The 19,576-nt window shown below is 37.4% G+C and carries 17 protein-coding genes; 3 read left to right on the forward strand and 14 right to left on the reverse strand.

The window, feature by feature from the left end:
- Positions 1-2 precede the first annotated feature (2 nt).
- The 5 genes from ESU54_RS03770 to tsaD form a co-directional block, all read right to left on the reverse strand.
- On the reverse strand, positions 3-1,097 hold the full coding sequence (locus ESU54_RS03770; protein WP_235004549.1) for an AI-2E family transporter: 1,095 nt from the start codon (positions 1,095-1,097) through the stop codon (positions 3-5).
- A gap of 89 nt (positions 1,098-1,186) precedes the next feature.
- A complete protein-coding gene (locus tag ESU54_RS03775; protein WP_111843809.1) occupies positions 1,187-1,831 on the reverse strand; it encodes a DUF4159 domain-containing protein in 645 nt (214 codons plus the stop codon).
- Between the two features lie 76 nt (positions 1,832-1,907).
- Positions 1,908-2,618 (reverse strand): 16S rRNA (uracil(1498)-N(3))-methyltransferase, encoded by a 711-nt coding sequence (locus ESU54_RS03780; RefSeq protein ID WP_111843810.1) that lies wholly within the window; start codon positions 2,616-2,618, stop codon positions 1,908-1,910.
- Positions 2,619-2,951 (reverse strand): TfoX/Sxy family protein, encoded by a 333-nt coding sequence (locus ESU54_RS03785; protein ID WP_111843811.1) that lies wholly within the window; start codon positions 2,949-2,951, stop codon positions 2,619-2,621.
- 4 nt (positions 2,952-2,955) lie between these two features.
- The gene (gene tsaD / locus ESU54_RS03790) at positions 2,956-3,978 is read right to left on the reverse strand and encodes a tRNA (adenosine(37)-N6)-threonylcarbamoyltransferase complex transferase subunit TsaD (RefSeq protein ID WP_111843812.1); all 1,023 of its coding nucleotides are present in this window, start codon (positions 3,976-3,978) and stop codon (positions 2,956-2,958) included.
- A gap of 163 nt (positions 3,979-4,141) precedes the next feature.
- Here tsaD and ESU54_RS03795 point away from each other — a divergent pair, with 163 nt between their 5' ends.
- Positions 4,142-8,470: a translocation/assembly module TamB domain-containing protein gene (locus ESU54_RS03795; RefSeq protein ID WP_235004550.1), complete on the forward strand. Its 4,329-nt coding sequence runs from the start codon at positions 4,142-4,144 to the stop codon at positions 8,468-8,470.
- A 90-nt stretch (positions 8,471-8,560) separates the two neighbouring features.
- Here ESU54_RS03795 and ESU54_RS03800 read toward each other — a convergent pair whose 3' ends face one another.
- Positions 8,561-9,151 carry an alpha-ketoglutarate-dependent dioxygenase AlkB family protein gene (locus tag ESU54_RS03800; protein WP_394348861.1) on the reverse strand — a complete coding sequence of 197 codons (591 nt, stop codon included), beginning with the start codon at positions 9,149-9,151 and terminating at the stop codon, positions 8,561-8,563.
- Positions 9,152-9,213: 62 nt separating this feature from the next.
- Positions 9,214-10,341, reverse strand: coding sequence for a putative porin (locus ESU54_RS03805; RefSeq protein WP_160113258.1), 1,128 nt, complete (start codon positions 10,339-10,341; stop codon positions 9,214-9,216).
- A 217-nt stretch (positions 10,342-10,558) separates the two neighbouring features.
- On the opposite strand from ESU54_RS03805, the gene ESU54_RS03810 reads away from it, so the two are divergent.
- On the forward strand, positions 10,559-11,119 hold the full coding sequence (locus tag ESU54_RS03810) for a LemA family protein (protein ID WP_111843815.1): 561 nt from the start codon (positions 10,559-10,561) through the stop codon (positions 11,117-11,119).
- Positions 11,120-11,130: 11 nt separating this feature from the next.
- On the forward strand, positions 11,131-12,825 hold the full coding sequence (locus tag ESU54_RS03815) for a DUF2207 domain-containing protein (protein WP_111843816.1): 1,695 nt from the start codon (positions 11,131-11,133) through the stop codon (positions 12,823-12,825).
- Between the two features lie 323 nt (positions 12,826-13,148).
- Here ESU54_RS03815 and ESU54_RS03825 read toward each other — a convergent pair whose 3' ends face one another.
- The 7 genes from ESU54_RS03825 to ESU54_RS03855 form a co-directional block, all read right to left on the reverse strand.
- Positions 13,149-13,649, reverse strand: coding sequence for an SRPBCC family protein (locus ESU54_RS03825; RefSeq protein WP_111843818.1), 501 nt, complete (start codon positions 13,647-13,649; stop codon positions 13,149-13,151).
- Positions 13,646-13,966 carry an ArsR/SmtB family transcription factor gene (locus tag ESU54_RS03830; protein WP_111843819.1) on the reverse strand — a complete coding sequence of 107 codons (321 nt, stop codon included), beginning with the start codon at positions 13,964-13,966 and terminating at the stop codon, positions 13,646-13,648. The genes ESU54_RS03825 and ESU54_RS03830 overlap by 4 nt, the downstream gene beginning before the upstream one ends.
- 219 nt (positions 13,967-14,185) lie before the next feature.
- Positions 14,186-15,622 carry an FAD-dependent oxidoreductase gene (locus ESU54_RS03835; RefSeq protein ID WP_111843820.1) on the reverse strand — a complete coding sequence of 479 codons (1,437 nt, stop codon included), beginning with the start codon at positions 15,620-15,622 and terminating at the stop codon, positions 14,186-14,188.
- A gap of 32 nt (positions 15,623-15,654) precedes the next feature.
- On the reverse strand, positions 15,655-16,617 hold the full coding sequence (locus ESU54_RS03840; RefSeq protein WP_111843821.1) for a tRNA dihydrouridine synthase: 963 nt from the start codon (positions 16,615-16,617) through the stop codon (positions 15,655-15,657).
- Positions 16,618-16,842: 225 nt separating this feature from the next.
- Positions 16,843-17,790 carry a hypothetical protein gene (locus ESU54_RS03845; protein WP_111843822.1) on the reverse strand — a complete coding sequence of 316 codons (948 nt, stop codon included), beginning with the start codon at positions 17,788-17,790 and terminating at the stop codon, positions 16,843-16,845.
- 57 nt (positions 17,791-17,847) lie between these two features.
- Positions 17,848-18,675, reverse strand: coding sequence for a helix-turn-helix domain-containing protein (locus ESU54_RS03850; RefSeq protein ID WP_111843823.1), 828 nt, complete (start codon positions 18,673-18,675; stop codon positions 17,848-17,850).
- Between the two features lie 224 nt (positions 18,676-18,899).
- A complete protein-coding gene (locus ESU54_RS03855; RefSeq protein ID WP_111843824.1) occupies positions 18,900-19,565 on the reverse strand; it encodes a hypothetical protein in 666 nt (221 codons plus the stop codon).
- Between the last annotated feature and the right edge of the window lie 11 nt (positions 19,566-19,576).

The following is a 19,576-nucleotide window of genomic DNA, read 5'->3' on the forward strand; positions in this document are numbered from 1 at the left end:
CCTTAAAGATTTTTGGTAAGTCGTTTAACAACTTTATATTCCGAAAGAAATTCCTTGGCAATCACCTTTAAGGCTGTGTAAGTTGGAACGGCGAGTATCATCCCTGGAATACCAAAAACGAAACCTCCTATTAAGATAATTATGAAAATTTCTAGCGGATGTGAACGCACACTATGACCAAAAATAACGGGCTGCGATATAAAATTATCGAAAACCTGTGCGATAGCATAACCACCCGTAACAATAAGCAATAAAGGTAAAAGTCCGCTGGAAAAATCGGCGCCAAGGTTGTTTGAAACTACAACAAGCAACATTAGAACCCAGCCTATTATTGGGCCCAAGTAGGGGACAATGTTTAAAAATGCACAGATTATTGCAACTGCTACTGCATCGCGAATATCCAGATAGAGCAATAATACGGAGTAAAAAAGAGCTAAAATTGAAATTTGCAACAGTAAACCGATGAAGTATCTAGAAAGTAACTCTTTAATCTTTATTAATATTCGTTTGAACTTTTCTTCATTTCCGTTTTTCGCAAAGACGAGTACAGAGCGGGCTATTAAGTATTCATCTTTTAATAGAAAAAATGAAATAAACAAAACGGAGAATATACCAACAATAGTTCCGCCAATATTTCCAAAGAAAATATCAATAAAACTGGGTATAATTTCAACATTCAAGTTTTGAATGTAAGTAGTGCGTTTGACGGCCTCAACCAGCTGAAAGTGGTCCACGCCAAGATAATCACTGGCTTGAATGTTCAATTCATTTAAATCGCGTTTTACCTGATCAAAATCTATTTTGGAAATATGTTTTCCTTGCTCAATGATTATAGGAACAAAAATACTGAGAAGCAAACTGATGGTGCCTATAATCAAAAGAAGGGTAATAACAGAGGCAGATGTATTGCCGAGTTTTAATCTTCTTTTTAAAAATAACACAACTGGCCTGCCAATCAAAGAAAGTACCAAGGCCAAACCAATGTAGAGTATGAGTGCTTGGATTTCAAATAAAAACCAAAGTAATATCACGATCCCCACCAATACAGCGAGGGCTCTTAAAATACCTAAGGTTATTGCTTTTGCGGTGGTCTTCACGCCGTAAATATACTATATTCCGAGGTACAAAAAATCAAAGTTTTGTTAAGGGATTCAGATAGTATTTGAATAGGTTAAATACAAGAAAATTAATTTTCAAAAACGTATTTAATAATGTTGGCGCCCATTTGTAGTGCTTTCAACCTAACCTCCTGTGGGTCGTTATGCACTTCGGGATTTTCCCAACCGTCGCCAAGATCGGTTTCGAAAGTGTAGAGTAAAACCAATCTACCTTCCTCAAAAATTCCAAAGGCCTGTGGTCGTCCACCATCGTGTTCGTGGATTTTGGGCATTCCCTGTGGAAACTTATAAACATAACTAAACATAGGGTAACTGGCTGGAAGCTCTTTCAGTTCTTTATTCGGAAAAATTTTCACGATTTCCTTACGAATATATTGGTCTATCCCATAGTTGTCATCAATGTGAAGAAAGCCGCCACTCATTAAATAGGTCCTGAGATTTTGAGCTTCTTCAGTAGAGAAAAATACATTTCCGTGTCCTGTCATATGAACAAAAGGGTAATCAAAAATATCAACACTTCCGGGAGTAACAGTTTGTGGTTTTTCTTTTATAGCCGTGTCAATATGTTCGTTGCAAAATTTTGCAAGATTAGGTAACGAAGTTGGATTTGCATACCAATCACCTCCGCCACCGTACTGCAAAAGGGCAATTTCTTGGGCCGAAATGCTTCCAATGAAAACGAAAAAGAAAAGAGAAAAGAGTTTTATTCGCATAGCTTTCAAAAGTACTAATTCGGAAAGAATATTAAAGAATTTAAAACGAAGTACTTTAAATTATGTGTTTGTTTTATTACTCATTTATAAAAGCGACGCTGTGGCAGGCCACAATCGCAGCGGTTTCTGTACGTAAACGGCTTTCACCCAAAGTAACTGGTATAAAACCACTCGTTTTTGCAAATTCAATTTCTTCGTTAGAAAAATCGCCTTCAGGTCCGATGAGGATTATCACTTTTTTCTTCGGAATAAGTACCGATTTCAACGATTTTTTATCGGTTTCTTCACAATGGGCAATACATTTTAGGCTTTCAGTAGTCTTTTCAGAAGTTACAAAATTTTTGAAGGAAACAGCTTCGTTCAAAATAGGCAAATAGGCCTTCAATGATTGTTTCATTGCGCTTTGCAGGATTTTTTCGTAGCGTTCGGATTTAATTACTTTTCGTTCGCTGTGATCGCAGATTATTGGTGTAATCTCTGAAATACCAATTTCTGTAGCTTTTTCCATAAACCATTCGTAACGATCGTTCAGTTTTGTGGGAGCAACGGCTATATGTAGTTGATAGGAAAGGGGTTGCTGAACTTCTTCAGAAATGATTTTTACCAAACATCCTTTTGGGTTGGCACTTATTACTTCTGCATCAAAAAAAGAACCTTTTCCATTTGTGATTTTAAAGGAATCACCTTCCTTCATCCGTAAAACCTTGACGATGTGGCGACTTTCTTCTTTATCAAAGGTTATTTCTTTTGAATTTTCAGAAATGTTGGGAGTGTAAAAAAGCTGCATCTATTTCAGTTTTGTTTTTGCGTGCGCGACGCCAATCTCAATCCACTGTTGTAATTTTTCTTCGGTATCAAAACCTTGGGTTGTTACAAAAATGAATTCTTTCATCGGCTTTCCAGTAAAATCCATTGGTTTTACGAATGGACTATTTGTTACTTCTTTCATTCTTTCAGCGGGAACCCTAACCATTAGACGTTCTTTGGTTTCGCCCACACACATTTTTCCTTTAAAAAGAAAACATGTACCACCGAACATGCGCTTTTCCTCAATGTCTTTCTTCCAAGGGCTGAGTGCGATTCTAATGCGTTTTAATATTTCTTCGGAATTGGGGTTCATATTCTCAAAACTTCATGCGTGCCGAAGCTACAACATTATTTTCCGCAAAATTTTGGGTTTTGTATTTCAATTCGCCCACCATGGCAATCATTGCCGCATTATCGGTGCAAAACTCAAATTTTGGGATGTGGGTTTTCCAGCCGTATTTTGTTTCAGCTTCTTTTAAAGCAGTGCGAATACCGCTATTCGCTGAAACTCCACCGCCTATAGCTATTTCTTTTATACCTGTTTTTTTTACTGCGTTTTTCAGTTTATCCATCAAATAATCTACTATTGTGAATTGCAGACTCGCACAAATGTCTTCCATGTTTTCAGAAATAAAGTCAGGGTTTTTAGCTACTTCTTTTTCAACAAAATAAAGCACTGAAGTTTTCAAACCACTAAAGCTGAAATCCATAGGATTCACTTTAGGCTTTGGAAACTTGAAAGCTTTTGGATTTCCTTTCTGGGCATATTTATCAACCAACGGCCCACCAGGATAGGGCAGTCCAAGGATTTTTGCGCTTTTATCAAAAGCTTCTCCTACAGCATCATCAATTGTCTGGCCAATGATTTCCATCTCAAAATAATCAACCACTTTCACAATCTGTGTGTGGCCACCACTGATAGTCATCGCCAAAAAAGGAAAATTCGGTGCAATCTGTCCTTCGGCCTTAATAAAATGTGCTAAAATATGTGCCTGCATATGGTTCACATCTATCAGCGGAATACCCAAGCCCATCGCCAAAGATTTTGAAAATGAGGCACCTACGAGAAGCGAACCCATCAATCCAGGTCCGCGCGTAAAAGCAATGGCAGATAACTGATTTTTATCGATATTTGCTTTGCGTAACGCTTGGTGCACTACGGGAACAATATTTTGTTGGTGCGCACGCGAGGCAAGCTCTGGGACCACACCGCCATATTGTTCGTGTATTGCTTGTGTAGCAACAACATTGCTCAGTATTTCGCCGTTATTTATTACGGCAGCAGCAGTGTCGTCGCAGGAAGATTCAATGCCGAGGATGTAGCAGTTTTTTTGTGTCAAAGCAAAAGAGGTATATTTATTGGTTGTAAAATTAAAACTTTAAAAGCGTATCAAAAAACTTCGGAAAATAATAGTTCGCACCTTCGTAATCATTGTATTGCTGCTCGTGCTTATAGTGATTATTTTTTCTATTCCCTCAGTACAGACTTGGGCCGCAAAAAAAGTGACAACTAACCTTAACGAAACTTACGGTACCGATATCAATATAAAACGTTTGGGCCTTAATTGGAAAGGTGAAGTTGATATTCGGGAAGTTTTTATTGCCGACCATCATCAAGATACCTTAATTTATAGTAAAGAAGTTCAAACCAACATTATAAGTTTTCAAAATTTGATACAAGGTAATCTTGGTTTTGGAAAGATAGTGCTGGACCACGCCAAACTCTACGTTAAAACATATAAAGACGAAGAAACCGATAACCTTTCCATTTTCGCAAAAAAGTTTGATACCGGCAAACCAAGTACTTCCCCATTTTCGCTGTTCAGCAATGATGTAACCTTAACCAATAGCAGAGTTAAAATTACAGATGAAAATCTTGAAAACCCCGACGTTTTCATTTTGGACAATGTAAATGTGGTTGCCAATAATTTTAAAATCAATGGCCCAGAAGTAAAAGCAAATATCAAGGAACTTTCATTGGTAGCCGCACGCGGAATCACAATTAAGAATATGCAAGCGGATTTTTCATATACTGAAACAAATATCACCCTGAAAGACCTCAACCTTGAAACCGCAGAATCAAAAGTTATGGGCGATGTGGATTTGGATTATTCTAAAAATGGAATGACCGATTTTGTAAATAATGTAGTGATTACAGCAAATTTGAAGGATTCCAAAGTCGCAACAAACGATTTAAATGGTTTTTACAACGAATTTGGTCCAGATCAACTGATTTTATTGGACACCGAGCTTAAAGGAACTTTGAATGATTTTACAGCGAACAATGTAACTCTTAAAACAGGAGACACCAATATTCAAGGCGATTATACTTTTAAGAATATTTTAGATTCAGAAAAAGAGTATACTATTATTGCTAACAATCACAATATTTCTACTAATTATTTTGATCTGAGAAGGTTTATGCCTCGTGTATTGGGCGATGTGGTTCCAGTTGAATTGAAAGAGTTGGGAGGTTTCAGCCTTAATGGAAATACCTCAATAATTGGCAATGAACTTAATACAAAAAGCATTTTACAAAGCGGAATAGGGCAGGCCAATGTAGATTTAAAGATGGGCAACATCAACAATATAGACAACGCCTACTATAAAGGAAACGTGGTTTTGAAAGATTTTAATCTAGGTAAGATCGCAAACACCACTTCCCTCGGAAAAATGACAGCCAATCTTGATTTTGACGGTAGCGGTTTTAATAAAAAGAACATAAATACTGAAATTTCGGGAACGGTTTCTTCATTTGCTTTTGAAGGATATAATTATAAAAATATAGTTGTTTCGGGGAATATGAAAAATCCGCTTTTTAACGGTGAACTTTCCATAGACGATCCAAACTTAAAATTACAGTTTAAAGGTTTGATAGATGCTTCCTCGGACACGAATCAACTTGATTTTGAGGCAGATGTTGAGTATGCGGAATTGAATCAACTAAATCTGATAAAGCGTGATAGTATTTCAGTCTTTACAGGGAAAGTTGTGGTTGATATGCAAGGAAAAACAATTGACGACGTTATAGGTACCATTAATTTTAGCCAAACGTTTTATCAAAACGAACGCGACAACTTTTATTTCGATGATTTTACAGTCACTTCTTCTTTCGAAGGCCCTAAACGAACTATTGAAATTAACTCGCCCGACATTATTAATGGTCAAATCTCGGGAGAGTTTTTAATTGAAGATATGCCCAATCTATTTCAGAACGGGATCGCTAGTATCTATACAAACTACATTCCACAGGAGGTTACTACAAATCAATATTTAGATTATGAATTTGTGATCTATAATAAAATTATTGACGTCTTTGTACCACAACTGAAACTTGGCGATAATACACGTGTGAAAGGTTCTGTTTCTTCAGATGAATCTAAGTTTAAGCTTGATTTCCGTTCGCCGGAGGTTATTATTCTTGATAATTATATAAGTAAATTAAACATTCAAGTAGATAATGATAACCCGCTGTATAACACATATATATCAGCTGATTCAGTTTACACTGGTTTTTATAATTTGAAAGATGTAAACGTCATCAACAAAACCTTGAACGACACTATGTATGTGAGGTCTGAGTTTAAGGGTGGCGAAAAGAAAGAGGACCTTTTCAACCTCTCTTTATACCATACTATCAATCCGGAAGGGAAATCTGTAATTGGGGTAAAAAAATCTGATATAACTTATAAAGGCAATGTTTGGTTTCTTAACGAAAACAATAACCGTTTAAACAAGGTTGTTTTTGATGATAATTTTAAGGAAATCCGAATAGATTCGTTGGTGCTTAGCCATAATAATGAATTAATACAGATGGCGGGAGTAATGAGGGATTCTACGTATAAGGATTTGAAAGTGCGTTTCAAAGATGTCAATATTGGTAATATAACCCCTGAAATAGACAGTTTACGGCTTCAGGGAAATATGAACGGGAAGTTCGATTTTATTCAGAAGAACGGTGCATATTATCCCAACAGTGCGGTTACCATTGACGGCGTAATTATAAATGAAATTCCATTCGGTGATTTGGATTTAAAGATTGACGGCAATGAAGATTTGACCAAATACAGGATAAATACTTCACTAACAAATAACAATGTGAAGTCAATCAACGCAGTGGGCGAGATAGATGTTTCTGCCAAAAACCCGCAAATACAGTTGAATGTTGATCTTAACCAATTCAATATGCAGGCATTTAGCCCTTTTGGTGGCGATGTAATAACAAATATCCGTGGACTAATAACGGGTAATGCACGGGTTTCGGGCAATTACAAGTCACCCGATATTTTGGGACGTTTCACACTGGAGAACAGTGGATTGAAAATTCCTTATCTAAATACCGATTTTGATATTGAAACCGGCGCCCAAATTATTGTGACTAAAAATAAATTTGAAATTGATGGCACACAAATAGAGGACACAAAATATAAAACTTTAGGTGTGTTATATGGAAATGCAACCCACACTAACTTTAGCAATTGGGAACTGAACCTACATATAGAAGCGCCTGAAAGATTATTGGTCCTGGACAAACCACCTGAGGAAGATGCTTTGTATTACGGAACAGCATTTATAAGTGGAAGGGCAGACATTGAAGGGCCTATTGACGAATTGGTTATTAATGTTGATGCAACTACTGAAAGAGGCACTACGTTTAAAATTCCTATTAGTGATACAGAATCTATCAGTGATGATTCCTTTGTGTATTTCCTTTCGCCAAAAGAAAAAGAAGCGCGTATTAACGGAGAAACATTAGTCACTAATGAATCGAAGGGATTAACGCTTAATTTTGAATTGGACATCAATAAAAATGCTGAAGTAGAGGTAGTGGTAGATAAGGTGAATAATTCCACCTTGAAAGGACGTGGAGCGGGAATTCTTCTTATTGAAATTAATACAAAAGGAAAATTCCAGATGTATGGCGATTTTCAAGTTTATGAAGGAGTATTTGATTTTCGCTATAGTGGAATAATTCAACGAAAGATTGGGGTAGTACCTGGTGGAAACATAACTTGGGATGGTGCCCCAGAAAAAGCAAACTTAAACTTGAGTGCTATCTATAAAACACAGGCCAATCCATCTATTTTGTTGGATAACCCTTCCATAAACCGAAAGATTCCAGTTGAGGTTATCGTAGGGTTAAATGGTGAACTTGCCCAACCAGCTTTAAAATTTGACATAGAGTTTCCGAATGTAAGTTCAACACTAAAGAGCGAGCTAGAATACAAACTTAAAACTGATGATCAGAAACAGAACCAAGCTATCTTTTTATTGGCAACAGGTAATTTTGTGAACGATAATTACAGAGGTTCCAATGCTTTTGCGGGAACTTTAGCAGATAGGGTTTCAAGTTTAGTCAATGATCTTTTTGCAGATCAAGATGGAAAATTTAGTCTTGGCGTTGGGTACACTGTTGGCGATAATACCCCAGACCAAGAAACCGCTGATTATGTAGATCTTACAATTTCTACAAAAATTACGGAACGAATTCTTATCAATGGAAAAGTAGGAGTGCCCGTGGGTGGTGCCAACGAAACTTCCGTTGCGGGCGATATTGAGGTGCAATGGCTTATCAATGATGATGGAAGCCTGCGTATGACATTCTTTAACCGACAAGCAGACTTACAATTTATAGGGGAAGACCAGATATTTGAGCAGGGAGCAGGAATTTCATATTCAGTGGATTTTAACACCTTTCGAGAGTTATACCAAAAGCTTTTCAATAAAAAATTGACTTTGGAGTTTGAGGAGCTACCAATAACGCCAGATGATAATAGTGATCCAGTAGATTTTGATCCAAATGCAATAAAGACTGAAGAAGATGGGGAGTAGTTTTAAGAAATCATCTTAGCCTAGAAACACTTATTTCTTTCAAAAAATTTAAAAAGGTTTAAGAGTTTTTTAGAAAATAAATCTACTTCGTTAATTAGCAACAATAGTTCTAAAGGTTAAATTAATTCTAGCTTCATTCACTTTTTTAGTTGGAGGCAATCTGTGCAGCCAATGTGTTTGCGTAGTGCCTTTCATTATCAAAAGACTTCCAGGCTCCAAGTTAAAATAGACCGTTTCCTTAGTTTCTTTGTGTTTAAAAGCAAACTTGCGTTCTACTCCAAAACTTACAGAGGCAATTGCGCCGTTCTTTTTTAGATCTTTTTCGGCATCGCTGTGCCAGGCCATTCCTTCTTCGCCAGAATGGTAGAGGTTCAGCAAACAACTATTGAAGGTTTCACCGCTTTTTTTTTCAATCTGTTTTTTTAGTAATACTAATTCTGGTGTCCACAAATGTGCTTTTTTGGTAATTTTTGAATAGGTGTAGTCAAACCCATGGTCTCCATACCAAGCCACTTTCCTTTTGGTAACAATCTTTTTTCCAAAGATCATTGCTTCGTCGTTTTTCCAATCGATTGTATTGAGAAGAATTTTGAAATAACGGCTGGCTTCTTCTTCAGAAAAAACTTTTCCAAAGTAATTCACCGTTCCGTCTTTTGGAAGCAGGTTTTTTTCCGTATCCATTTCAAAGTGGAACAAATTTATTTGCGACATAGTGTTTTTCTAAAAGTGCTTCTTCAAAAATATTAAAACCCAATATTAAAATCCAGACGTATGCGATTGCCATTTTCCTTGGCGATTCCATACGTCACTATTTGCTCAACGGTAAAGAACCGCAGTCTTAAATCCATATTTTCTGCCAACGCATATCCAGCCATTATTTCCAAACCTTTAAAGTTTGTTAGCCTTCCGTCTGGCGAGTTTTGGGAGGAATAATCCCAGCGAGCCCAATCGTTTTGTGCCAAATAATCCACAACCGCAAAACGTTCTAAATAGGTGTAGGTCAGCTGAATTTTCCAGTCGCCTTTTTTGTCTAATTTCCCAATACCGGCATTGGCAACATAAGCTGTTTTTTGACTTTGTAATAGCTTCGGAATAGAATCATTTCCGTTATAATCCTGCACGTTTTGATAATAGTCGAAACCTACTATTATTTTTGGGTTTTTAAAGATATCTACTTTCGCCCCCATGTGAACAATTGCGTATTCTATATTGAACGTATCATTCCCATCTGGAATGTTCGGCATGTTTTTAAAATAATAAAAAGCAGGGAAAAATTTTATCCGGTTTTGCCAGTGTGAAGAGACGAGCTGAATTCCTTCAAAATAGCTGTCTTTGTCCAAGGAAGTGCCGCTAGTAGCGAAAATAAAATGACCGGTATTTACTTTTAATGATTGCAGAAAATCGTTTTCAAAATTGAATTTTCCCGAAAAATAAATACCTTCAGGAGAAACATTGTCGCTCCAAAAAAGCTCGTTCTGCATTTCAAAAGGAAATGAATTTTTTCCCACCCAAGCACTCAACCAATCGTAGCTGAAATTGGCGTATAATTTTTCAAAAGTAATGGGTACGCTACTAAACTGGTCGCCCAAAGTTAAATGTGCATCCTGTTGTTTGTTGGCTTGTCCGGTCCGTATCCGCATTCCGAAGGACACCCAATCTTTAAAGGCATAGGTTGCGCCTAGTCTTGCGCGGTATCGCAGACGGGTTCGGTCGTCGCGATAGGTTCCGTCTGATTTTTGGGAATCCCAGTCTTCTTCCACTCGAAATTTAAAATCAGCAGAGAATTTTAGTTTTTTTTGAATACTGTCGGTTTGTCCAATTAAATAGCAGGGAATCAATAGAAAGAATAGGAGGTAGGTAGTTTTTTTCAAAATCGGAAAATTTGGTTGGTTAGTGTTCTTTATTCTTTTTTGAAAAGAATCTAGCATTGCGAAGCTATTAAATTAATGTTTTTGTTTTAAAAATAATTAAACCATAGTAGTGTTTTATTTTGGCAGTATAGAATATAAAGCGAATAAAAATGTATCTTAGTAATTCATTATGAAATGATTACTTCATTAAAAAATAATCAATAAACCCTAACCAATTATGAGTATTGTACTTCTTCTTATCGGCGTCCTTGTGGTGATTGTCTTTTTGCTAGTCATTGTCTTTAACCGTTTCGTAAAAAACAGAAACGTGGTAAAAGATGCATGGAGCAATATAGACGTGGCTTTAAAACGTCGTTACGACTTAATTCCGAACCTTGTGGAGACTGTAAAAGGTTACGCCGCCCACGAAAAAACAACTTTGGAAAGCGTTATCAACGCCCGTAACGCAGCAATGGCCGTACCTTCAGATGATATAAACGCAAAGATAAAGGCCGAAAACCAATTGCAGCAAACCCTGCGAAGCATTTTTGCTTTGGGAGAAGCATATCCAGATTTAAAAGCAAATGCTGGCTTTTTAGATTTGCAACAAAAACTCAACGAAATTGAGGAAAACTTGGAGCGCAGTCGTCGTTACTACAATGGCACTGTACGCGAGAACAATACTTATGGTGAAAGCTTTCCCGGCGTATTGTTTGCGGGAATGTTCAGTTATCAGCATTTTGAATATTTTGAAACAGAAGAGGCTAGCCGTGAAAACGTAAAAGTGAGTTTTAATTAAATACGTTGGTTATGAAAAAACTATTCCTGTTTCTTTTTGGAGTTTTGTTTTTTCTTGAGGGTTTTGCACAAGATTTTACTGTTAACAAGGCTCAAATAGATATTTATATCAATAGCGAGGGTTATTTTGATGTGGTGGAGGATTACGACCTCACTTTTACCGCCTACAAACACGGAATCTTTAGAGACATCCGGACTGAATATGATTTGGTTACAGCTGAAGGCAAACAGGAAAAACGCAAAATCAAAATCAGGAAAATTGACGTTCCAGACCATAAGTTTGAGGCAGACTTTGATTTTGTTCAAAAACTATCAAGTAACCTTAAAATTAAAATTGGTGATAAAGATTTAACGGTTATTGGGCCGCAGCACTATCAAATAAAATACAGGGTTTACAACGCTTTTCTTTTTGAGAAGGAACAAATACAGTTTTATTGGAATGTAAAGCCAGATGATTGGTATGCTGCATTTCAGCAGATAGATTTTTCGGTCCATCTTCCAATAAATGTAGATGCAGATGTGGAAGATTTTTTTGTGTATTCTGGTTTCATCGGGGATACAGCTGTTAGTAAGGATTTTGATATTAAATACACCGACGGAGTTTTTACTGTCGAAAGTCACAAAGACTTTCTATCTGGCCCTGGGCAGAGTGTAACGGTTTTATTAAACCTTCCCGTGGGATCGGTAAAGGAGTTGAAACCGTGGTGGCCTTTTTGGACTGATTACGGTTGGACGTTGATTCTTGGGGCAATGCTGCTCATCTTTTATTTAATATGGAACAAATACGGCAAAGATGATAGGGTAGTGGCAACCACGAGTTATTTTCCACCAAGCGGTGTGGATCCGGCAATGGCAGGATTTTTAATTGATGACAACGCAGATACTCCAGATCTTATATCCTTGATACCTTATTGGGGATCTCGCGGCATTATCAAAATGGAACAGATTCCCAAAAAGGGCTGGTTCGGGAAAGACGATACTAAGCTTACCCGATTGCGACCATTGCCAGCTGATGCACCCAAATATGAAGAAACCATTTATAGGGGGCTCTTTGGAATTGGTTCTAGTACTAACGAAAAAGAAATCTTAGTCAGCAGCCTGATAGATACCTTTTATACTACAATGAGTACAGCAAAGATGATTTTGAAGGATAAGGCACAAATTTATTACGATTCACAGGCTAAGAAAATGCAAACTAGGACCGTTATAGGTATTTCGCTTCTTGGAGTCTTGCTCTTTTTTGTCTTTTTGTTCTTTTGGGGACTTTGGGCAGCTCTGGCAGTAGTTCCTATTGGAATTTTCCTGTTGTTTATGACGGTTTATATGGTAAAGAAGAATGCAAAGGGCAATGATGTTTTCTCGGATTTAAAAGGTTTTAAAAACTTCATAAAAATTGCTGAGCAAAACAAACTGAAAATGCTTTTGCAGGATAGTCCTTCCTATTTTGAAACGACGATGGGTTATGCGCTAGCTTTTGGCCTTTTTAATCAATGGGCGAAGAAGTTTGAAGCACTAAATATACAGCCACCCAGTTGGTACACTTCATCTGCGGGCGCATTTACCATGCATAATTTCTCGAATTCTTTTTCAGAGTCCATTTCATCGGCCCAGTCTACCATGGTCAGTTCGCCTTCTAGCAGTGGCTCTTCGGGTGGAGGAGGATCCTCGGGCGGTGGTTTTGGAGGCGGCGGCGGCGGAAGCTGGTAATGAATTTATAGAACAAAAAACATCTGAGAAGATTTTTTCCGGACGTTTTTTTAATTCTGGTGTTATTTTTTCACTCCGTAATTCAGTTCAATAGCCTTCTTTCCGCTCGATTATTTTTTATTCAAATTCTTCGCAGTAGAAATTATGAGTTTTTAGCAAATTTATTATTGGTAAAATAATATTTTCTTCACTATCAATACACAAAATTTTATCGATGTCATCAAGATCAAAATTCCATTTTGCTTTCGGCAGACTATTGTCAATATGGGGTTTGAGCTTATTTATTTGCATTTTAGTTTTGACAGATGTTTTGAATACGTAAATCATTTTTGCGTCAAACTTGCCAATAATTTTTCCAAGTTATTCATTGTCATTGTAAATCCTTCCTTGAAGCCCATTTCAATCATCTTTTCCATTCTAGAAAGTGATTCGTTATAAATGGTAATACGCACTTTTGTCTTTCCGTTTTGTTCGCTGAAATTTAGATCCCATTCAGAACCTGGCAATTCTGGGTTTTCATCTTTGTCTGCAAAAGCATTCCATAGTTTGAAATTAGTTTTTGGACTAATGGAAGTATATTTTTGAATGGACCAATGCTCTTGACCCTCCGGGCTTACCATCGCATAAAATCTTCGTCCGCCAACTTCAAAATTCATAAGTTTTGTTTTTGAAGCCCAAGGTTTAGGCGCCCACCATTGGTCCAGAATTTCTTGTTTGGTATATGCATCCCAAACCAAAGGAAGTTCAGCTGCAAATTCTCTGACAATTGTTACCGTTTTAGTTGCTTTCTCCACGGTAAAATCAAATAGCAAATCATTATTCATTTTTTCTGTTTTTTAGTTGTTGATAATACGTTGTCAAGTTGATTAAATCGCGTTTCCCAAATTTTCCTGTATTGAGCAAGCCATTTATCAATCTCTTTCATTTTTTCAATTTCAAGTGAGTAGTAAATTTCTCTACCTTGTTGTTCCTGTTTCACCAATTCGCATTCTGTAAGTATGCGAAGGTGTTTAGAAATAGCTTGTCGGCTAGTGTTGAAGTTTTCAGCAATAGCGTTGGGTGTCATTGCTTGCAATGCAATTAAGGCAATAATAGCCCGTCTTGTGGGGTCGGCAATTGCTTGAAAAATGTCCCTTCTCATCTCATTAGGTTTTATTTGCGAAACTGTTCGGTTGCAAATATAAATGCAACTATTCGGTTTCACAAATTTTTTAGTTTTTTTTATTGAAATATATGGAGGAGTTTTCCATTTTGTGAACTTTTTAAATTGCCACTAACATTTCAGCTATAATTAGTATGGCATTTAAAAAGTGCTATACTCTAGGTTAAGTGACTAAGCCCCCATTAATTATAGTCATAGCTATTCATCTTTTTTATTTATACACCGTCCTCTAGGCTCATCACCCTCATGCAAAACAATTTCGGAATGTAGGAACTGTGCAGCGGCGGCTGAATCTTTCACTTTGGAAGCACTGCGTGCTAACATTTCTGATTCAAAATCAGTTAATACACTTTTCCTCACTCCAGTTTCTCTCCAGTTCGATAAAGGCCTACAACCTCTTGAGATGCCCCGAGCCAGTGCCAGCGCATCCAGCAACGCTTGATTAGCACCCTGTCCTTTGAATGGACTCATAGGGTGAGCCGCATCTCCAATCAGCGTTATTGGGCCACTTTTCTCTAACAATTCCGGCTTGAGTAATGCTCGGTCATAAACGGGATAGCCAGAAACCTGAGATTCTAGGGTAACCGCTAAAATCTGAGGTATGGGATCGTGCCACTGAGTTCTAAGGCAGGCTTCTTTCTTTAGAGCTTGAGCTCCTTGAGCACTCAAGGCCTGAGCCTCTTCTTCTGGCATTTGGAAGCTAAGTTGCCACATCACCGAGTCTGACGCATAAGGCATCACATAAATCCTTTCATTGCCATTGGCGGTTTGAAATACCGTAGCAGAGTCCAACAAATCACTATCGAGACCATCAAGCGCCTCTAATGGACAAATACCCAAAATCACAATACAACCTAGGTACCTTAAAGGGTTAATATCCTCACCAATGAGCAAGCTTCGCACCGAACTTCTAATACCATCGGCTCCAACCAGAAGGTCTGCCTTCGCTATTTTTATATCTCCGTTTATTTGAAAGCTTAGATTAACGCTTTTATCTTCACATTCCTTAAAATCTACTAACTGGTGTCCCCACTGAACCACATCATGGCCGCCGAGTTGCTCAAGCAGCGCTAAGCGCAAGGACTGCCGTGAAATATGTACATTTGTACGCTTTGAAAATGATTGCGCATCTGCATCCATCCACTTTCGCATGCCCCATTCGCCAATCACTTTTCCATCTGTGGTATGAACCACATGTCTTGTTGAAATTACGCCTTCTTCTAATGAGAAAAGGCCCAAGCCCTCAATGGCTTTACTAGCTTGTTGCAAAGTAAGTCCATAGCCTTGTGATCGAGCCTCGAAGTTGTTATCGCGTTCATAAAGAGTAAAAGGAATTCCGCGGTGTAAACAAGCCACAGCCAAAGCCACGCCTCCTATACCACCACCAATAATAGCAATATGTGGGTAGTTATCCTTATCAACTATAGGAGGGCTGTCAGCAGGAACCAACCCAGATCCGTTACAGTTTATGCAGGAATCTAAGTGACCTTTTGGAGGGACAGGAGCCGTCCCTTCACCCTTCGTTTTTTCAAATTGATTTAATGCTAACTGGTAACGGAGTTTAACTTTCTTGCGGAGCCTCCGGCTTTTTTTGCCGCGGCCTAAGCATTCCGGGCAAATAGTCCAACTCGTCATTTCATTTTCCGCCTTATTCAATTCTTCTACATTTAATAGCTTGCAACTTTCATTTCGGTATTTAAAATTTGAGCAACAGCCTGTTTGTATTTTATAGGATTTGTGGCTTTCTTTATGGCTTTGTATGTTTTCTGCGGATTTGATGTTGCTTGGGAAAAGAACTCCCAAAAACCGAGCATTTTCATTTTTATAGGTGTGGGCCCAGACAAATAGGCGTCGTATTGCTGATAAATAGTGTCGTGAAATTCTGAGAAAATAGCCCATCTGTTTTCGGGATATTCCGTAGTGTTATTTTTGATCATACTAGGTAAAAAAGGATCGGCAATTAAGCCACGGCCAATCATAAAATGATCAATTGTTGGAAAGCGTTTTTCAATAGCTTTATAAGCGGCAACGCTGGTAATATCTCCGTTATAGTACAACTTGTGTCTGGTACTACCAATGCACTTTTCAAAGGCATCTAAATCTACCGGACCTTTGTAAAGTTGCTTTCCTATTCTGGCGTGAATGGCAATGTTTTTAAGGGGATATTTGTCTAAAATAGGAAAGGCATCTAGAATTTCTTCAGCGTTCTCGTATCCCATCCGCATTTTCATTGAAACCAAAATATCTGTTTCGTTGTGGGCTTTGTGTAAAACCTCGTTTATTTTTGAGGGATTGCAGATTAGGCCAGAGCCCATTCCAGATTTGGCAACCATTGGGTACGGGCAACCTAAATTCCAATTCAATTCTTTATAACCTAAACTTAGCACGTATTTGGCAACATATACAAATTCATCGGCATCATTAGTAATTATTTGTGGTATCACCTCTAAGCTTGTGTTGTTTTGGGGTAATATATCATTTTGATAGGATTGCTTAATCTTCAGTTTTCCATTCAGCCTAATATACGGCGAATAGAATGTATCAATCCCACCAAAGTAATGATTGAACGCATTGCGAAACCTGTAATCTGTAAAACCCTGTAAAGGGGATGAAAGTAGAGTAGAAGCCATCTTATTGTTTAGTCGGGCAAAGATAGGACAATTGAGTGATGGTTTTTATAAACGAATAGTAGCTATCTGTATCTTATGAAGTAGATTTTAAAATGAGTAAATAAATAATTCTTATTACTGAAGACGACGTTTATGTTTAAGGATGGTTGCTTATAAGCTACTAATTTCCTAAAAATGGAACGAACGAAGCATTTATTTTACACGTTCTTAGCAATATGCAATTTATTATTCAGCTTTATTCCATTCTAAATAAACATTTGCTACCGAGGGATGTACTTCTTTATTTAACATGCTAATAAATGCTTCAACATTCATTTCTTCTTGATGATTTTCTAAAGCTCTCCAAAGTTTTTGCAATACCTCTTTTCCAGCACTATTGTAAATATCTTTGGCGGCTGAATGGAGTTTGCTTTGATACCATCCGTAATTTTTAGGTCCCATCCCCAAAGTTGGATACAATTCTTCAAAGTCTTTTAAACTAGTATATTTATATGCTGCCGTACCGGCTCCTACTACCATATTAGGAAAAGCTTCCAAAGCTGACAAAAGTTCGGGTTGTTTTTCGGCTATATACGCATGCAACATGATGTTTACAAACAATTCACCCATCAAATAGTTATGCATTTTCAGACCAGCCTGTGCCGTATAGGAATGTCCCATTTCATGAAGGGCGAGCAAATCAAAGAAGGGCATCATGCTGAAAGAACCGTCTGGTTTACCATAAGCTTTTATAACTTCTGTTGCGATAGGGGATGGAAGTTGTTCTATAGGGGGCAAAAAACTGCGCCAAAAATCATTGTCTTCGGCTGCAATTACCAAGTGACCACTATCTACATTATGGGGAAATCCATAGACCTCTTGAAGCGGTTTGGCGGCAAAATCTTTCCAGTCTTGAGGGGCAAGTATATACAGTGTAGTTTTGGGTGTAAATCCTATCTCTTTTTGAAAATAAGTTCCGGCATTGTCCATAAAAACAGCAATACTATTAGCTCTTTCCTCTTGGCCCTGACTATAATAGAATGTTTGCGTAAAACCTGTTAACTCTTCCAGGTGTAAGGGTTTGGTTATTGTGTTTAAAGTATCTTGTGCAAAAGAAAAATCACAAAACAAAAGGAATACTATGGTGATGCGAATTGCACTGATCATTATGCTGTTTTTTGAATTTGCTGTCATGTTTTTTAACAAAGATATGTGGAGCACATAGGGTCTGCATAGTAAAAAATAGACAACTTAATATCGCAGGTCTTTTTGCATCCGCAAAGGTGTGGACAGAAGTTGCTGCTCAATTACGGAAGGATTTACCCCAGCAAAGGTTTTGAAATCCCTAATCATATGCATCTGATCATAGTACCCTGCTTCGTAAGCTATTTGTGTCCAATTAAGTTCTGGGCAAGATTCGTGCAATCTGTAAGCTTTTGAAAATTTTAAAATACGTGCAAATAGTTTTGGATTCATCCCAATTCTTTCTTTGCACTTCCTTTCGAATTGTTTTATACTCAAACACGAAACCGAGGCGGTTTTTTCGATGGGCATATTGCCGTTATGGGTCATGAGCAGGCGCAAGGCAGCATCAACGGGCAATACTCCTTTAAGTTTCGTAACTTGATTTAAAAGGAATTTCTCTACAATATTTTTTCCTTCCTCTATATTAGGGGTGTTCTGCAATTGCTCGTTGATACTCCTCATTTCGCTACCGAAGAAATCGAGTGCATCAAAACCAGCATCGAACAGTTCATGCATGGGGATGCCCAACATACGATACATGCCACCTGGAAGAAAATCGACACGTATTGCCGTTAACTGACGATGTACTTTGATGTTCACACGCGAAAACTGGGGACCTATTAGTACCGTAAGTGGCTGTTTTTGAAAATCACCTTCCACTACCTTTCCCATGGACACAGGATGATTGCAGTAAAACATCAACGATTGAAATGGAGTAGGAGGATAAGGTGTTACCACATCATTAATACCCTCGGGAAGCAAGACGTTTACAGTGGATATGTTTAAAACATATTCCTGAAGGGCAGCGCGCGGTGTGTATACTTTTACCTCCAATTTAAGTGCTATTGAATTTTATCTAAATGGCTTTTTATGCTTGTGCACAACGTTTAGCATAAAAGAAGTAGGGCTGTAAATAAACAATTATGTTTCGGATTATCCACAAGCCAAATCTTTTGTATTTTGTTTTAAATTATTTTTCTAAAAGCCAAATCAAAAGATTTGGCGACCTCGCAAATATGCCTGAAACATTGGGTTTAGCACTTACTTGCCCTATTTTTTTATACATTGTTGCCAGTAGTTTTTTCTCGAAATATCATTTTCAAATCCACTATAAGATAAAAGGAAACCATTGCAAGGCTTCCTAATGCCAAAATATATTGTCCGTTCGGAATGATTAAAAAAACATTTATTCCGATTAGAAATAAGCAAAATGGATATGTGAAAAGTCTAATTAAAATGTTTTTGGCAGACCACTCTTTTTCAGGTTTCTTCTCTTCAATTTCTATATCTAATTGTTCAAATATATCGTCGAGTTGATTTCGTTTTTCAAAAAGGTATAATTTCCGAAAAATAAAAATCAAAATAAATAAGAAAATAATTACCACGGAAATTGGCAACCAATAACTTAAATAGTCGAATTCGGTAGGGTTTTTTGGAAAAATACCGATTATAAATCCACAAGATATAAGTCCAATCAGCAATTTAGCAATGGGATTAAGTTTGCCCGTTATATTTATCAAATGATTATTTGCATTGAACTCAAATCTAAAAACAGGATAAAATCCTCCATTCCAAAAACTCTGTTTCCAAACTTTTATAAAGCTTCTACTAATTTCGCCTTGCGCTCGGTAATCACGAGAAATAAAATTCCATAAATGATTGAGAAAAGAATCTGCTTTCTTTATTTCAATTAGTTTCTCTACGTCTTTTTTGGTTACTTCCAAGATTCTTTCAA

Source organism: Aequorivita antarctica (genome assembly GCF_007997155.1).
Classification (GTDB): Bacteria; Bacteroidota; Bacteroidia; order Flavobacteriales; family Flavobacteriaceae; genus Aequorivita; species Aequorivita antarctica.

Bases quoted from the DNA above. Each gene is read 5' to 3' on its own strand.
- ESU54_RS03830 (WP_111843819.1), bottom strand. From the start codon at position 13,966: ATGAGAAGGGACATTTTTCAAGCAATTGCCGACCCCACAAGACGGGCT.
- ESU54_RS03780 (WP_111843810.1), bottom strand. From the start codon at position 2,618: ATGCAGCTTTTTTACACTCCCAACATTTCTGAAAATTCAAAAGAAATA.
- ESU54_RS03840 (WP_111843821.1), bottom strand. From the start codon at position 16,617: ATGGCTTCTACTCTACTTTCATCCCCTTTACAGGGTTTTACAGATTAC.
- ESU54_RS03785 (WP_111843811.1), bottom strand. From the start codon at position 2,951: ATGAACCCCAATTCCGAAGAAATATTAAAACGCATTAGAATCGCACTC.
- ESU54_RS03815 (WP_111843816.1), top strand. From the start codon at position 11,131: ATGAAAAAACTATTCCTGTTTCTTTTTGGAGTTTTGTTTTTTCTTGAG.
- ESU54_RS03810 (WP_111843815.1), top strand. From the start codon at position 10,559: ATGAGTATTGTACTTCTTCTTATCGGCGTCCTTGTGGTGATTGTCTTT.
- ESU54_RS03800 (WP_394348861.1), bottom strand. From the start codon at position 9,151: ATGGATACGGAAAAAAACCTGCTTCCAAAAGACGGAACGGTGAATTAC.
- ESU54_RS03835 (WP_111843820.1), bottom strand. From the start codon at position 15,622: ATGACGAGTTGGACTATTTGCCCGGAATGCTTAGGCCGCGGCAAAAAA.
- ESU54_RS03775 (WP_111843809.1), bottom strand. From the start codon at position 1,831: ATGCGAATAAAACTCTTTTCTCTTTTCTTTTTCGTTTTCATTGGAAGC.
- ESU54_RS03825 (WP_111843818.1), bottom strand. From the start codon at position 13,649: ATGAATAATGATTTGCTATTTGATTTTACCGTGGAGAAAGCAACTAAA.
- ESU54_RS03845 (WP_111843822.1), bottom strand. From the start codon at position 17,790: ATGACAGCAAATTCAAAAAACAGCATAATGATCAGTGCAATTCGCATC.